14 protein-coding genes and 1 other RNA gene are annotated in these 13,525 nt (G+C 61.0%); 8 read left to right on the top strand and 7 right to left on the bottom strand.

Annotation, left to right across the window (positions count from 1 at the left end; translation table 11 throughout):
• Positions 1–52: 52 nt before the first annotated feature.
• The 5 genes from PGR6_RS27385 to PGR6_RS27405 form a co-directional block, all read right to left on the bottom strand.
• Entirely contained in the window at positions 53–1,057 is a 1,005-nt protein-coding gene (locus PGR6_RS27385) for an extracellular solute-binding protein (RefSeq protein ID WP_064621035.1), read from the bottom strand.
• 132 nt (positions 1,058–1,189) lie between these two features.
• Positions 1,190–2,407 carry a 2-octaprenyl-3-methyl-6-methoxy-1,4-benzoquinol hydroxylase gene (locus PGR6_RS27390; protein ID WP_177343119.1) on the bottom strand — a complete coding sequence of 406 codons (1,218 nt, stop codon included), beginning with the start codon at positions 2,405–2,407 and terminating at the stop codon, positions 1,190–1,192.
• 115 nt (positions 2,408–2,522) lie between these two features.
• The gene (gene ubiH, locus PGR6_RS27395) at positions 2,523–3,710 is read right to left on the bottom strand and encodes a 2-octaprenyl-6-methoxyphenyl hydroxylase (protein WP_064621037.1); all 1,188 of its coding nucleotides are present in this window, start codon (positions 3,708–3,710) and stop codon (positions 2,523–2,525) included.
• A complete protein-coding gene (gene pepP, locus PGR6_RS27400) occupies positions 3,707–5,041 on the bottom strand; it encodes a Xaa-Pro aminopeptidase (RefSeq protein WP_064621038.1) in 1,335 nt (444 codons plus the stop codon). The genes ubiH and pepP overlap by 4 nt, the downstream gene beginning before the upstream one ends.
• A 27-nt stretch (positions 5,042–5,068) precedes the next feature.
• Positions 5,069–5,623 (bottom strand): YecA/YgfB family protein, encoded by a 555-nt coding sequence (locus PGR6_RS27405; protein WP_007940361.1) that lies wholly within the window; start codon positions 5,621–5,623, stop codon positions 5,069–5,071.
• Positions 5,624–5,748: 125 nt separating this feature from the next.
• Between PGR6_RS27405 and PGR6_RS27410 the strand changes: the two genes are divergently transcribed.
• The 4 genes from PGR6_RS27410 (at position 5,749) to PGR6_RS27425 (ending at position 7,173) form a co-directional block, all read left to right on the top strand.
• Complete coding sequence (locus PGR6_RS27410) at positions 5,749–5,958, top strand: TIGR02449 family protein (RefSeq protein ID WP_007940359.1); 210 nt, start codon at positions 5,749–5,751, stop codon at positions 5,956–5,958.
• A complete protein-coding gene (locus tag PGR6_RS27415) occupies positions 5,955–6,272 on the top strand; it encodes a cell division protein ZapA (RefSeq protein ID WP_018927584.1) in 318 nt (105 codons plus the stop codon). Before PGR6_RS27410 ends, PGR6_RS27415 begins: the two co-directional genes overlap by 4 nt.
• A gap of 30 nt (positions 6,273–6,302) precedes the next feature.
• Positions 6,303–6,481, top strand: a non-coding RNA gene (gene ssrS, locus PGR6_RS27420) — 6S RNA.
• 86 nt (positions 6,482–6,567) lie between these two features.
• Entirely contained in the window at positions 6,568–7,173 is a 606-nt protein-coding gene (locus PGR6_RS27425; RefSeq protein ID WP_018927583.1) for a 5-formyltetrahydrofolate cyclo-ligase, read from the top strand.
• A gap of 35 nt (positions 7,174–7,208) precedes the next feature.
• Here PGR6_RS27425 and PGR6_RS30275 read toward each other — a convergent pair whose 3' ends face one another.
• A complete protein-coding gene (locus tag PGR6_RS30275; protein ID WP_007899400.1) occupies positions 7,209–7,358 on the bottom strand; it encodes a hypothetical protein in 150 nt (49 codons plus the stop codon).
• 196 nt (positions 7,359–7,554) lie between these two features.
• On the opposite strand from PGR6_RS30275, the gene PGR6_RS27430 reads away from it, so the two are divergent.
• The 4 genes from PGR6_RS27430 (at position 7,555) to PGR6_RS27445 (ending at position 12,937) form a co-directional block, all read left to right on the top strand.
• Positions 7,555–8,004 carry an EVE domain-containing protein gene (locus PGR6_RS27430; protein ID WP_064621039.1) on the top strand — a complete coding sequence of 150 codons (450 nt, stop codon included), beginning with the start codon at positions 7,555–7,557 and terminating at the stop codon, positions 8,002–8,004.
• Positions 8,005–8,133: 129 nt separating this feature from the next.
• The gene (locus PGR6_RS27435; RefSeq protein WP_019580536.1) at positions 8,134–9,099 is read left to right on the top strand and encodes an HlyD family secretion protein; all 966 of its coding nucleotides are present in this window, start codon (positions 8,134–8,136) and stop codon (positions 9,097–9,099) included.
• Positions 9,096–11,819, top strand: a complete 2,724-nt coding sequence (gene rbbA, locus PGR6_RS27440; RefSeq protein ID WP_064621040.1) for a ribosome-associated ATPase/putative transporter RbbA — start codon at positions 9,096–9,098, stop codon at positions 11,817–11,819. The genes PGR6_RS27435 and rbbA overlap by 4 nt, the downstream gene beginning before the upstream one ends.
• Positions 11,819–12,937, top strand: coding sequence for an ABC transporter permease (locus PGR6_RS27445; RefSeq protein WP_064621041.1), 1,119 nt, complete (start codon positions 11,819–11,821; stop codon positions 12,935–12,937). Before rbbA ends, PGR6_RS27445 begins: the two co-directional genes overlap by 1 nt.
• Before the next feature lie 60 nt (positions 12,938–12,997).
• Here the strand turns inward: PGR6_RS27445 and PGR6_RS27450 are convergent, their stop codons facing one another.
• Positions 12,998–13,405 (bottom strand): flagellar basal body-associated protein FliL, encoded by a 408-nt coding sequence (locus PGR6_RS27450; RefSeq protein WP_019580533.1) that lies wholly within the window; start codon positions 13,403–13,405, stop codon positions 12,998–13,000.
• Positions 13,406–13,525: the final 120 nt, after the last annotated feature.

The following is a 13,525-nucleotide window of genomic DNA, read 5'->3' on the forward strand; positions in this document are numbered from 1 at the left end:
CCCGGTAGGAGCTGCCGCAAGCTGCGATCTTTTGATCTTTAAAACAGCAGACTCAGTTCCAGCCGACCCGATCCATCATCCGAATCGCTTCAGCCTGACGCTTGCCGGCGATTTCCACTGGCAAGGTATCGGCCACGAACTTGCCCCAGCTCGCGACTTCAGCCGAAGGCGGAACGGCAGGGTTGGCCGGAAACTCCTGGTTCACGTCAGCGAAAATCTTCTGCGCTTCAGGCGTGGTCATCCACTCCACCAGCGCCTTGGCGGCTTCCGGGTGCGGTGCATGTTTGGTCAGGCCGATACCCGACAGGTTGACGTGCACGCCACGGTCGCCCTGATTCGGCCAGAACAGTTTCACCGGCAGGTCCGGCTTCTGCTTGTGCAGACGGCCATAGTAGTAAGTGTTGACGATGCCGACGTCGCACTGACCGGCATTGATCGCTTCCAGCACGGCGATGTCGTCGGAGAACACGTCGGTGGACAGGTTGTTGACCCAGCCTTTGAGGATCTTCTCGGTTTTCTCGGCGCCATGGACTTCGATCATGGTGGCGGTCAGGGACTGGTTGTAGACCTTCTTCGCCGTGCGCAGGCACAGGCGGCCTTCCCACTGTTTATCGGCCAGCGCCTCGTAGGTGGTCAGCTCACCGGGTTTTACCCGGTCGGTGGAGTAGGCGATGGTCCGCGCCCGCAGGCTCAGGCCAGTCCAGGCATGGGAGGATGCACGGTATTGCAGCGGGATGTTGGCGTCGATCACCTTGGAGGTGAACGGCTGGAGGATGCCCATCTGCTCGGCCTGCCAAAGGTTGCCGGCATCGACGGTCAGCAGCAGGTCGGCAGTGGCGTTTTCGCCCTCGGCCTTGATCCGCTGCATCAGCGGCGCTTCCTTGTCGGTGATGAACTTCACCTGTACGCCGGTTTTCTGGGTGTAGGCATCGAAGACCGGTTTGATCAGCTCATCGATACGCGAGGAGTAAACCACCACCTCGTCGGCAGCCTGGGCGGCGGTGCTGCCTATCAGGGTCAGGGCCAGTGCGGTCAGTAGACGCTTGGGTGCCAACATGGAAGCGGTCTCTCGAAATGGGGAAGTGAGCCCAAATGATAAGGACTCACATTTCGCTTCTCAATCGAACACTGGGTGGAGGAGTTACCAGATGTTGCACAATCGAATGAATGACAATGTGGCGAGGGGGCTTCAGGCCTTGGCCAACGCCGGCAGATCCCCGATCAACCCAAGCGCTTCGCGCACGAACAACGCCTTGGCCTCGGGCATCTGGTCGACCATCTTCAACCCGGTATTGCGCAACCAGCGCACCGGCAACGGATCGGCCTGGAACAGCCGTTCGAACCCTTCCATCGCCGCCATCAACGCCAGGTTGTGGGGCATGCGCCGACGCTCATAGCGACTGAGCACTTTCACATCCGCCAACCGCTCACCGCGCGCGGCCGCTTGCAGCAGTACTTCGGCCAGCACTGCGGCATCGAGGAAACCGAGGTTCACGCCCTGTCCGGCCAGCGGATGGATGGTGTGGGCCGCGTCGCCGATCAACGCCAGACCTTCTGCCACGTAACGCTTGGCATGACGCTGACGCAGCGGCACGCAAAGACGCGGGTCGGCGCTGAGCACCGTGCCGAGGCAGCCTTCAAAGGCCCGCTCCAGATCCTTGCAGAAGCTTTCGTCGTCCAGCGCCATCAGGCGTTCGGCTTCGCTCGGCGTGGTCGACCAGACAATCGAGCACCAATCCTGCTGACCGTCCCGTTCCAGCGGCAGAAACGCCAGCGGGCCGTTGTCGGTGAAACGCTGCCACGCGGTCATTTGATGCGGTTTGGAACAGCGCACACTGGTGACGATCGCGTGGTGCATGTAATCCCATTCGCGGGTCGCAATGCCGGTCAGGCGCCGCACCGCCGAGTTGGCGCCATCCGCCGCGATCACCAACGGTGCCCGCAAGGTGCGGCCATCGGCCAGGGTCAGCAGCCAATCGTCACCGGAACGGCGCATCTGCTCTAGACGTGCGTTGGCCAGCATCCCGAGGTCGCAGTCGTGCAGCCGGTCGAGCAAGGCGTCCTGAACCACACGGTTCTCGACGATATGCCCGAGTACGTCGGCATGTACGCTGGTCGCCGAGAAATGGATCTTCCCGGTGCCGCTGCCATCCCAGACGTGCATGTCGGTGTAAGGACTGCTGCGCCGGTTGGCGATGCCGTCCCACACGCCCAGGCGTTCGAGTATTCGTTGGCTGGCCGCCGACAGGGCGCTCACCCGCGGCTCGAACGGCGCTTGGCCATCGAAGGGTTTGACGCTCAAAGGGCTGCCGTCCAGCAGCAGGACTTCAAGCCCGCTGTTTTGTAACGCCAGCGCCAGGGCACTGCCGACCATTCCGGCCCCGACAATCAGCAGATCTGCGCGCATTTCCATGCTTTAGGCCTGTCTCTCTTGCGGCTTGAGCCGCAGGTAAAGGGTTCTCTCGACGCGCGTCACCGAAGCGCTCGCGTCGTCATGAATATTGATGTGCAGGTGCGCCCGCTTAAACATCGGGACGTGTACCCAGGCCCATGGCCTGCCGGGCGAACCAGCGCTTGGCCGGCGGCAGCAGATCGAGACCGAGCAGGCCGATGTTGCGCCCCAGGGAAACCAGCGGCTGGGTGCTGCCAAACAACCGGGTGACCTGATCGGAGAAGCCCACGGTCAGGTTCTGGTCCAGACGCTGACGCTCGCGATAAGCCTGCAACGTGGTGAAATCGCCGAGCGCGGTCTCGCTGCTCAGCAAGGTGTCGGCCAAGGCCTGGGCATCGCGCAGGGACAGGTTGAAGCCTTGTCCGGCAATCGGGTGCAGGCTGTGCGCGGCGTTGCCGAGGATCGCCAGATGTGGGCGGACTTGCTCCTCGGCTTCGATCAGCGACAGCGGATATAAATTGCGGGCGCCGACCTGTTTCAGCGTGCCGAGGCGATAACCGAACACGCCCTGCAACTCGTTGAGAAAGCTGCGGTCATCAAGGGCCGCCAACCGTTGCGCGTCCATGCCCAGACGGGTCCAGACCAGGGCGCAACGGTTTTCCGGCAGCGGCAACAAAGCCATTGGGCCGTCGTCAGTGAAGCGTTCGAAGGCCATGCCGTTGTGCGCTTCGCTCGGAGTGATGTTGGCGATCAGCGCGCTCTGGTTGTACGGGCGCTTCTTGATGCCGATCCCCAGCTGTTCACGCAGGCCCGAACGGCCGCCATCGGCCAACACCGCGAGGTCGCATTCCACCAGGGTTTCATCGTTGAGCGTCAGGCGATAGCCGTCGGTCAGCGGCTCCATGGCGGTGACTTCCGCCGGGCAACGCCAACTGATCACGTCCTTGTCCAGGCTGTGCCAGAGGCATTGGCCGAGCCAGGCGTTTTCCACCACATAACCCAGTGCTGGAACCCCCTCTTCCATCGCCGACAACCGCGCGGTGGAAAAACGCCCACGGTCGGAGACATGAATCTGCTTGATCGGCTCAGCGCGGCGGGAGATTTCCTGCCACACGCCCAGCCGTTGATAAATCTGCCGGGCGCCGAACGACAGCGCTGAAGAGCGAGCGTCATAGCTCGGTTGGTACGTATCGCCGGGGGCAAAGGGTTCGATCAGCACGATCTTCCAGCCACGGGCCTTGGCCCCGGCCTGTAACGCCAACGCCAGGCTGGCGCCAACCAGGCCGCCGCCGATGATTGCCAGATTGACTCGACTCATGCCGCTTGTGTCCGTGCGGCGGCCATCAAGGCCTCGATCTCGGCGACCGTTTTCGGTACGCCGCTCGTCAGGATTTCACAACCGGTTTTGGTGACCACCACGTCGTCCTCGATGCGCACGCCAATGCCGCGCCATTTCTTCGCCACGTTCTGGTTGTCCGGGGCAATGTAGATGCCCGGCTCGACCGTCAGCGCCATGCCGACTTCCAGCACGCGCCATTCGCCGCCGACCTTGTACTCGCCGACATCATGCACATCCATGCCCAGCCAGTGGCCGGCGCGGTGCATGTAAAACGCCTTGTAGGCTTCGCTGGCGATCAGTTCATCGACGTCGCCCTGCAACAGGCCCAACTTCACAAGGCCCGTGGTAATGACTCGAACCGTGGCTTCGTGCGCCTGATTCCAGTGTTTGTTCGGTGCGATTTCGGCAAACGCCGCTTCCTGGGAAGCCAGCACCAGCTCGTAGATCGCCTTCTGTTCCGGTGAATACTTGCCGTTGACCGGCCAGGTGCGGGTGATGTCGCTGGCATAGCAGTCGATCTCGCAACCGGCGTCGATCAGCACCAGATCGCCATCTTTGAGCACCGCGTCATTCTGCTGGTAATGCAGGATGCAGCTGTTGCGCCCGGCGGCGACGATCGAACCATAGGCCGGCATCTTCGCCCCGCCCTTGCGGAACTCGTAATCGAGCTCGGCTTCGAGGCTGAACTCATGCAAACCGGCACGACTGGCCTGCATCGCCCGGATATGCGCCTGGGCGGAAATCCGCGCGGCTTCGCGCATCACCTTCACTTCTGCCGCCGATTTATACAGGCGCATGTCGTGCAGCAGATGATCCAGGGCAACGAATTCGTTCGGCGGCTGGGCACCGAGATTCGCCTTGGAGCGGATCACGTTGATCCAGTCCATCAGGTGCCGATCGAATTCCGGATTGCTGCCCATGGCCGAATACACCCGGTCGCGGCCTTCGATCAGGCCCGGCAGGATGTCGTCGATGTCGGTGATGGGAAAAGCGTCGTCGGCGCCGAAGTCGCGGATCGCGCCTTCCTGGCCGGCGCGCAGGCCGTCCCACAGCTCACGCTCGGCATTGCGTTCACGGCAGAACAGGATGTACTCGCCATGTTCGCGACCGGGAATCAAAACGATAACGGCCTGAGGCTCGGGAAAGCCGCTGAGGTACTGGAAGTCGCTGTCCTGACGGTAAACGTGCTCGACGTCACGGTTGCGAATGGCAACCGCGGCGGCGGGCAGGATGGCGATGCTGTTGGGTTCCATCTGCGCCATCAGGGCCTTGCGGCGACGGCTGTATTCCGATTTCGGGATATGAATCATGGGCAGATGGCTTTTCCTGGCTCGCGATTAATGCAACGACGGTTTGGCGGCTGCTTCGTCGGTTTTCTTGGTTTCAGTGAACAGCAGCAACGGTGCGACGCGCAGGTACTCCATGACTTCCATGTAGTCGCTTTCGCCGTCGTCGGACTCTTCCAGGGCGTCTTGCACCTGAGAAATGGCGGCCAGATCCTGCAGCACTTCAGTCGCTTCAGCGCTGAGGGCATATTCGCGACGGGTCAGGCCGAAGCCAGTGAGAAAGCCCTGGCACCACTGGCCCAGCGCGGCTGCGCGCTCGGTGAGCGGCGCGTCGTCGCTCGGCAGCAGCAGAACAACGGTCATGTCGTCGCTGGTAAGCTCGCCCTTGACCATCTCTTGCAGGCCGATCAAGGCGTTGCGAACGTTGTCTTGCGGCTCGCCTTCGAGCAGCTCGGCGGCGTCTGCCAGCCAGCTGTCGGCATCGAAACCGGCACCGGCGCAGCTACGGCCGAGCAGCAGGCCGTGCAACTCGGCAGGCGAGACGGGATGGCCGCTGGTACTCAGCAGGGTGGCGAAGGCTTGGTACGGAGAATTCTGAATGGGCATGGGTAGCTAGGCGCCAGACGGCGCTATGTCTAGAATGAAGGCCTTGTATCCTACATCGACAGACTCGCCAAGACTATTAAAGGCTGTCCGCCAGCTACCTCCCATCAGACGAACACGTGGACACAATGGAAGACACCGACCTGCAAGCGCTGATGGCCAGACTCGAGCTGCTGATTACCCGAGTCGAGCAACTAAAGAGTCAAAACGCACTCTTACTAGCTCAAGAAAAGACCTGGCGCGAGGAACGCGCGCACCTCATTGAAAAAAATGAAATCGCCCGGCGTAAGGTCGAATCGATGATTTCGCGCCTCAAGGCCCTGGAGCAAGACTCATGAGTTCAAGCAATAGCGTTACCGTGCAGATCCTCGACAAAGAATATTCGATCATCTGCCCCCAGGAAGAGCGCAGCAACTTGATCAGCGCCGCCCGCTACCTGGACGGCAAGATGCGCGAAATCCGTAGCAGCGGCAAAGTCATCGGCGCCGACCGCATTGCCGTGATGGCTGCGCTGAACATCACGCACGACCTTCTGCACAAGGAAGAACGTCCGGATGTGCAGGCCAGCGGTTCGACCCGCGAACAGGTTCGCGACCTGCTGGACCGCGTCGATCTGGCGCTGTCGACCGATCCGGATGTCACCAAGGGCTGATTCGCCAGGCCGCTTGAGTTATACTCGCATCACTCCCTGGGGTGCTTGCCAGTTGACCACGTCCCTGAGCCGATTCGCACTACCCTGGAGGTTGCACGTTGGGCTGGTGTGCATGTCCGCTAGACGGAAAGCCTTAAAGCCTACTGCATCTTCCACCTTGAACTTTCGGGTTCAAGGGCTAAGTCAGCAGCGGTTCATCCGGGGAGCCTGATTTCAATCCGATGCCGGTTTTCATACCGGCATCGGCATGTTTACGGGTACGCTTTTAGTACTCGCACTTCTGAAGCCTGAATCCATGACCGAACCTGCGCTGCTGCCCCGACCGCAACTTCGACGCATGCTGCGCAAGGCCCGCCGCGCACTGACCCCCAGTCAGCAGCGCGAGGCCGCTCGCGGGCTGTATAAGCAATTGGCCCAGCACCCACTGTTCCGCCGCGCAAAACACATCTCCCTGTACCTGCCCACCGACGGTGAAATCGACCCGCGCCTGTTGATGCGTGCCGCGCAACGTCGGGGCAAGGCGACGTACCTGCCGGTACTCAGCGCCTGGCCGCGAACCAAAATGGTGTTCCAGCGGATTCGTCCCGGCGAAAAACTCAAACCCAACCGTTTCCGTATTCCAGAACCACGGGCCAATATCGCCCGGCAACGCAAGGTCTGGGCGCTGGATCTGGTGTTGCTGCCGCTGGTGGGGTTTGACGATGTCGGCGGACGCCTGGGTATGGGCGGCGGCTTCTACGACCGAAGCCTGGCGTACCTGGCGCGCCGAAAAAGCTGGCACAAGCCGACGCTGCTGGGCTTGGCCCATGAATGTCAGAAGGTTCAAAGATTGGCTCAGGCGAGCTGGGATGTACCGTTGCAGGGCACGGTCACTGACAAGGCGTGGTATTTCGCGGACTAGACGCCACTGATATCAGCGGCGTCCAAAAGACGGGCTCAGCGCTTGAAGGCCGACGGCTGTTGCTGCGCGATCTCGACGGGAGCATCGGTCTTGTTGGCCCACAGGCTTTGGGCGTAGCCGGTGGTCACGACGCCCAAACCGAACAAAATAACCAATATCCATAATAAATCCGGTTTGCGTTTCATCGATTGCCCCCCTCAAGGCACATCAACACGATGACAGCAGCGGTTTCCGTTTGTAGGCCGTGCAGCAGCGTCAAGCTAAGAAGGCCGGCATTTTGCGACAACGTGAACCGACACGCAAACGCTGGCGTCAACCGACTGTCGGTTTGTCATAAAATTGCCTGACCACTTGTCCACCCACCTCGCAAGGAGCAAAACCATGGCTTATTGGCTGATGAAATCCGAGCCCGACGAACTCTCCATCAAAGACCTGGAGAAGCTTGGGCGAGCGCGCTGGGACGGGGTTCGCAACTACCAGGCGCGCAACTTTTTACGGGCCATGGCAGTCGGCGACGAGTTTTTCTTCTATCACTCCAGCTGCCCTGAGCCAGGGATTGCCGGGGTCGGAAAGATCGTCGAGGCGGCGTATCCGGACCCGACGGCGCTGGAGCCCGAGAGTCATTACTTCGATCCGAAGGCCACTGCCGAGAAAAACGCCTGGAGCGCGATCGATGTCGCTCACGTCGAGACGTTTTCCAAGGTGCTTAAACTCGATTATCTGAAGCAGCAAACGGCACTCGCCGAGATGCCACTGGTGCAGAAAGGCTCGCGCCTGTCGGTAATGCCGGTGACAGCCGAGCAATGGGCAGTGGTGCTTAATCTGCGCTAAATACTGCGCTACAGCCTGTGACTCTGGCTTACCTTGCCAAACGGTCAGGCTTACCCCTCAGTTGACTGACATCAAGTCGCCCTAGCACTTTCCTGTCAGACTGGGACGCAATAGACGCAGGATGCAGACATGTCGACGCACAGCCGCTCTTCGCTTTTCTTCGTTTTTTTGCTGGGGGCTGTATTGCTGGCCGCCGGAGGGTTTGGTTATTGGCGGTCGACCGTTAACCGACTGCCCCAAGGGTTGTCTGTCGGCAATGGTCGACTTGAAGCCACTGAAGTGCAGATCGCCAGCAAAACACCCGGTCGATTGGCTGAAGTGCTGGTGGACGAAGGCGACAAGGTAACCCAGGGGCAACTGTTGGCCCGCATGGACACCCGTACCCTCGAAGCACAGCGCAACCAGGCTGAAGCCGAAGTGATACGCGCCCGGGAAAATCTTTCCGCGGCCCAGGCCAATGTGAAACTGCGCCAGAGCGAGCAACTGCTTGCCCAGCAAGAGCTCAAGCGCTCCCAGGCATTGTTCAATCGCGGTTTCGCCAGCGGCCAGATCATCGACCAACAGCAGTCACGCTTCGACACCGCCAACGCAGCTGTTACGGCGGCCCGCGCTCAGGTGTCCGCCGTCGGCGCAGCCATTGGCGCTGCACAGGCGCAAGTGGCGCAGTTGAACAGCGAAATCGACGACAGCAGTTTGCGAGCCCCCATCGACGGGATCATTCAGCTTCGCATGGCCGAACCCGGGGAAGTGCTCGGCGCCGGAGGGCGAGTGTTGCTGCTGATTGACCCGAATGACCAATACATGAATCTCTACCTTGCAGCATCCGTCGCCGGACGCCTGGCGGTCGGCGATGAAGCGCGGATCCTGCTAGACGCCCTGCCCGACCAGCCACTGCCGGCAAAAATCAGCTTCGTGGCGGCCAAATCGCAGTTCACGCCCAAAGAAGTCGAGACTCGCGACGAACGTCAGAAACTGGTATTTCGGGTCAAGCTACGCCTGACCCGTCCCAGCGCCGTGCCCCAGGCCAAACCGGGGATGCCCGGCAATGGTTACGTGCGCACCGCTCCCATTGACTGGCCGGCCAATCTTCAATGACCGGCCTGGCACTGCATGCCACTCGCCTTCAGCACCGCTATGGCGAACGGCATGCACTGACCGACATCACGCTCAGTCTGCCCACTGGTACCCGGTGTGGGTTGATTGGCCCGGATGGCGCCGGCAAATCCAGCCTGCTGGGATTGATCGCCGGCGTGAAGACGCTACAGGAGGGCCAACTGGAAGTGCTCGGTGGCTCGATCCAGGACCGGCGCCACCGCAACAGCCTCTACTCGCGCATCGCGTTCATGCCTCAAGGTCTGGGCGGCAACCTGTACCCTGATCTGTCGATCCGCGAGAACATTCACTTCTTCGCCACGCTGTTCGGGCTGTCCGCGGCCGAAAGCGATCAGCGCATGCACAGCCTGCTGCTGGCCACCGATCTACTGCGATTTGCCGAACGCCCGGCCGGCAAGCTGTCGGGCGGAATGAAACAGAAGCTCGGACTCTGTTGCGCACTGATCCATGAGCCGGATTTGTTGATCCTCGATGAGCCGACCACTGGCGTCGACCCTTTGTCCCGACGGCATTTCTGGGAGTTGATCGATGATGTTCGGCGCCAACGCCCGCAACTGACGCTACTGGTCGCCACCGCGTACATGGAAGAGGCCGAGCAGTTCGAACACTGCCTGATGCTCGACGGCGGCAAACTGATCGCCGCCGGTTTGAGCCGCGATCTGGCGGCGGTAACCCCCAGCGGCAAGCTCGATGAAGCCTTCACTCACTTTCAGGGTGACACCGGCCACGACAACCAGCCGCTAGTGATCCCTCCCCGAACCAATGCTACGGCCGACATCGCCATCCAAGCCCATGACCTGACCCTGCGCTTCGGCGATTTCACCGCTGTGGATAAAGTCAGCTTCGCCATCGGCCGCGGCGAGATCTTCGGGTTTCTGGGCTCCAACGGCTGCGGCAAAACCACCACCATGAAAGTGCTTACCGGACTGATTCCGGCCAGCGAAGGCAGTGCCACGCTGCTGGGCAACCCAGTGAACGCCAAGGATCTGGCCACCCGCAAGCGCGTCGGCTTCATGTCTCAGAGCTTCTCGCTCTATGGCGAACTCAGCGTTCGGCAGAACCTGGACCTGCATGCGCGACTGTTCGATCTGCCCCAGGCCGACAGCACTCAGCGCATCGACGAACTGATCCAGCGCTTCAGCCTGGCCAGCGTCGCCCATCAGCCGTCCGGTGCATTGCCGCTGGGTCTGCGCCAACGATTATCCCTGGCGGTGGCGGTGCTGCATCGCCCGGAAGTGCTGATCCTCGACGAACCTACCTCCGGCGTCGACCCGGCGGCGCGGGACGATTTCTGGCGACTGCTGATCGAACTGTCCCGTGAACAGGAGGTGACGATCTTCCTGTCCACCCACTTCATGAACGAAGCCCAGCGTTGCGACCGCATCTCATTGATGCACGCAGGCAAGGTTTTGGCCTGCGACACCCCGGCAGCACTGCAACAGCAGTTCAACGGCCAGACACTTGAGGCCGCGTTCGTCACCTGCCTGGAACAGGCCCAGAGCCCGGGCGCGACAGAGGCGCCACCAACGCCCATCGACACAACGCTCGCACCCACCCCATCGATGAAAACCCGTCGCTTCAGCTTTGGGCGACTGCGGGCATTGGCGAGCCGTGAAGGCAAGGAACTGCTGCGCGATAGAGTACGCCTGGCCTTCGCTCTGCTCGGGGCGATGCTCATGATGGTGATTTTCGGCTATGGCATTTCCCTGGACGTGGAGAAACTCGCCTTCGCGGTCTACGACCAGGACCAGACCCCGCAAAGCCGGGCTTATCTGGAGGCCTTCCGCGGCTCCCGTTACTTCGACGAGCAACCCCCGATAAGCGATCCGGCGCAGTTGCATCGACGACTGCAACGCTCGGAAATCAAACTGGCGCTGGAGATTCCCCCCGGATTCGGTCGGGATCTGTTCGCCGGTCGCCAGCCTACGGTGGCGGCCTGGCTCGACGGCGGTATGCCGTTTCGCGCTGAAACCAGCCGCAACTATGTGGAAGCGGTACACCAGGCCAACCTGGAGCAACTGGCGGATCAGTCCAGTCCCGCACCATCCCGGCAAGCGCCAGCCAAACTGGAAACCCGTTTCCGCTACAACCAGGATGTCGTCAGCGTCAACGCCATCGGCCCTGGAGTGATGGCGCTGATCCTGGCGTTCATCCCGGCCATGCTGACTGCGCTGGGCATTGTGCGGGAGAAGGAACTGGGCTCGATCACCAACTTCTACGCCACTCCGCTGACCCGCCTGGAGTTTCTGTTAGGTAAACAGGTGCCGTATCTGGCCGTCAGTCTGATCAATCTCGCCGTGCTGGCGGCCATGAACCGCTGGCTGTTCGGCGTGCCTTTCAAGGGCAGCGCATTGACCCTGGCCTTCGGCGGATTGCTCTACGTGCTGGCGACTACCAGCATGGGCCTGTTGATTTCGGCGTTCACCCGAACCCAGATCGCCGCGATTCTCGGCACCATGATCATCACCAGTCTGCCGACCATCCAGTTTTCCGGTCTGATCGTGCCGCGGTCGTCCCTTGATGGCGCCGCCGCGGTCATGGGGATGCTGTTTCCGGCAGGCTATTTTCTCGATATCGCTGTTGGCACCTTTACCAAGGCGCTGGATATCCGGCAGTTGTGGCCACAATGCCTGGCGCTGTTCGGGTTCTTTCTCGGGTTCACCGGGCTCAGCCTGGCCATGCTGAAAAAGCAGGAGGTCTGATGCATAAGCTCGCGCACATCCTGCGTCTTGGCCTCAAGGAACTCACCAGCCTGCGACATGACAGTGTATTGCTGCTGTTCCTGTTCTACGCCTTTACAGTGGCGATCTACATGCCGGCCGCGGGCTCAGTGATCGGTGTGCACAACGCCAGTGTGGCCATAGTCGATGAAGATCACAGCCCCATGTCACGCCAACTGGCCCAGGTTCTGCGGCCGCCGGAATTTCAACCGCCGGTGCCGCTGCCTTATGCTCAGCTGGACGAGGTGCTGGACAACGGGCGGTACACCTTCGTGATCAATGTTCCAGCCAATTTTCAGGCCGATCTGCTGGGCGGCCACCAGCCGGCGGTGCAGGTTAACGTCGACGCCACGGCCATGAGCCAGGCGTTCATGGGGGCAGGCTATATCGGGAGGATTTTCCAGCGCGAGCTGTTGACCTACAGTGGCCAGGGCGATGCGGCGAGCCAGACACCCGTGCGGCTGACAACACGAGCGCTGTTCAATACCAATCTGGAGGGTGGCTGGTTCCTGGCGGTGATTCAGATCGTCAACAACATCACGATCCTGGCCATCATCCTGACGGGCACGGCGCTGCTGCGTGAACGCGAACACGGCACTCTCGACCATTTGCTGGTGCTGCCGCTGACGGCACTGGAAATCATGCTGGCGAAAGTCTGGAGCAACATGCTGGTGGTGGTGCTGTGCACCTGGGTGTCGCTGGAAGTCATTGTCAAAGGCGCCCTTGGCGTGCCGCTGGCTGGCTCCATTAGCTTTTTCTTGCTGGTAACGGCGGTTTATCTGTTCGCCAGCACGGCGCTGGGGATATTCCTCGCGACCCTCGCCCGCTCGACACCGCAGTTCGGCTTGTTGGCGATTCCGGTGATTATCCCGATGTTGCTGCTTTCCGGGGGCAGTACGCCCCTCGACAGCATGCCGCAATGGCTGCAATGGGTGATGCAGGGCTCGCCATCGACGCACTTCGTCAGCCTCAGCGCCGCGATACTGTTTCGCGACGCCGGCATTGGCGTGGTCTGGCCGGACTTGCTGGCATTGAGCGCCATCGGCCTGCTGTTCTTTACCATTGCACTGCTGCGGTTTCGCAAGAGCCTGGCGTCCTGAAGGGCCGAGTCGCCCTTCGCAGGCAAGCCCGCGAAGGGGCCGCCCCAGACAACAAAAGCCTTACTGGATAATGAGGTTGTTGAACAACAGATCCTCAACCACCGGCTTGCCGGTTTCGTCGTTCATCACTTGCTGGGTCTGCTTCAAGGCTTCCTGACGCAGCTTTTCCTTGGCTTCGACGTTGTTCATGGTTTCAGTGGTCTGCTGGGCAAACAACGCCACCAGCTGATTGCGGATCAACGGCTCATTGGCCTTCACCGCCTTGGTCGCCTCGTCACCAGTCACCCGTAGCGCCACATCGGCCTTGTAGACCTTGAGCTTCGGCGTGCCATCCAACCCATAGTTGCCCACGAACGGCGGGCTCAGGGTGATGTAGTTGACCTTCGGGGCTTCACCTTCTTTGGCTTCTTCGGCCATCGCTGCCACAGGCAGAGACAGGGCCAGCATCAACATGATCCACGCTTTCACAATTCGCTCCTTATCCGGTTTGCGGCCTAGCATAACGACCCGCCGCTCAAGCACAAGCTTATGGCTGACTATCAGGGTCGGGCATGCTCGTTGACCCGTTAACTCACACACCTACACTTA

Source organism: Pseudomonas sp. GR 6-02 (genome assembly GCF_001655615.1).
Lineage (GTDB): Bacteria > Pseudomonadota > Gammaproteobacteria > Pseudomonadales > Pseudomonadaceae > Aquipseudomonas.

Excerpts from the sequence above, each read along its gene's own strand:
- PGR6_RS27405 (WP_007940361.1), bottom strand. The coding sequence starts at position 5,623 with ATGCCCATTCAGAATTCTCCGTACCAAGCCTTCGCCACCCTGCTGAGT.
- PGR6_RS30275 (WP_007899400.1), bottom strand. The coding sequence starts at position 7,358 with ATGAAACGCAAACCGGATTTATTATGGATATTGGTTATTTTGTTCGGT.
- PGR6_RS27425 (WP_018927583.1), top strand. The coding sequence starts at position 6,568 with ATGACCGAACCTGCGCTGCTGCCCCGACCGCAACTTCGACGCATGCTG.
- PGR6_RS27430 (WP_064621039.1), top strand. The coding sequence starts at position 7,555 with ATGGCTTATTGGCTGATGAAATCCGAGCCCGACGAACTCTCCATCAAA.
- PGR6_RS27385 (WP_064621035.1), bottom strand. The coding sequence starts at position 1,057 with ATGTTGGCACCCAAGCGTCTACTGACCGCACTGGCCCTGACCCTGATA.
- PGR6_RS27445 (WP_064621041.1), top strand. The coding sequence starts at position 11,819 with ATGCATAAGCTCGCGCACATCCTGCGTCTTGGCCTCAAGGAACTCACC.
- PGR6_RS27410 (WP_007940359.1), top strand. The coding sequence starts at position 5,749 with ATGGAAGACACCGACCTGCAAGCGCTGATGGCCAGACTCGAGCTGCTG.
- PGR6_RS27415 (WP_018927584.1), top strand. The coding sequence starts at position 5,955 with ATGAGTTCAAGCAATAGCGTTACCGTGCAGATCCTCGACAAAGAATAT.
- rbbA (WP_064621040.1), top strand. The coding sequence starts at position 9,096 with ATGACCGGCCTGGCACTGCATGCCACTCGCCTTCAGCACCGCTATGGC.
- pepP (WP_064621038.1), bottom strand. The coding sequence starts at position 5,041 with ATGATTCATATCCCGAAATCGGAATACAGCCGTCGCCGCAAGGCCCTG.
- PGR6_RS27390 (WP_177343119.1), bottom strand. The coding sequence starts at position 2,407 with ATGCGCGCAGATCTGCTGATTGTCGGGGCCGGAATGGTCGGCAGTGCC.
- ubiH (WP_064621037.1), bottom strand. The coding sequence starts at position 3,710 with ATGAGTCGAGTCAATCTGGCAATCATCGGCGGCGGCCTGGTTGGCGCC.
- PGR6_RS27435 (WP_019580536.1), top strand. The coding sequence starts at position 8,134 with ATGTCGACGCACAGCCGCTCTTCGCTTTTCTTCGTTTTTTTGCTGGGG.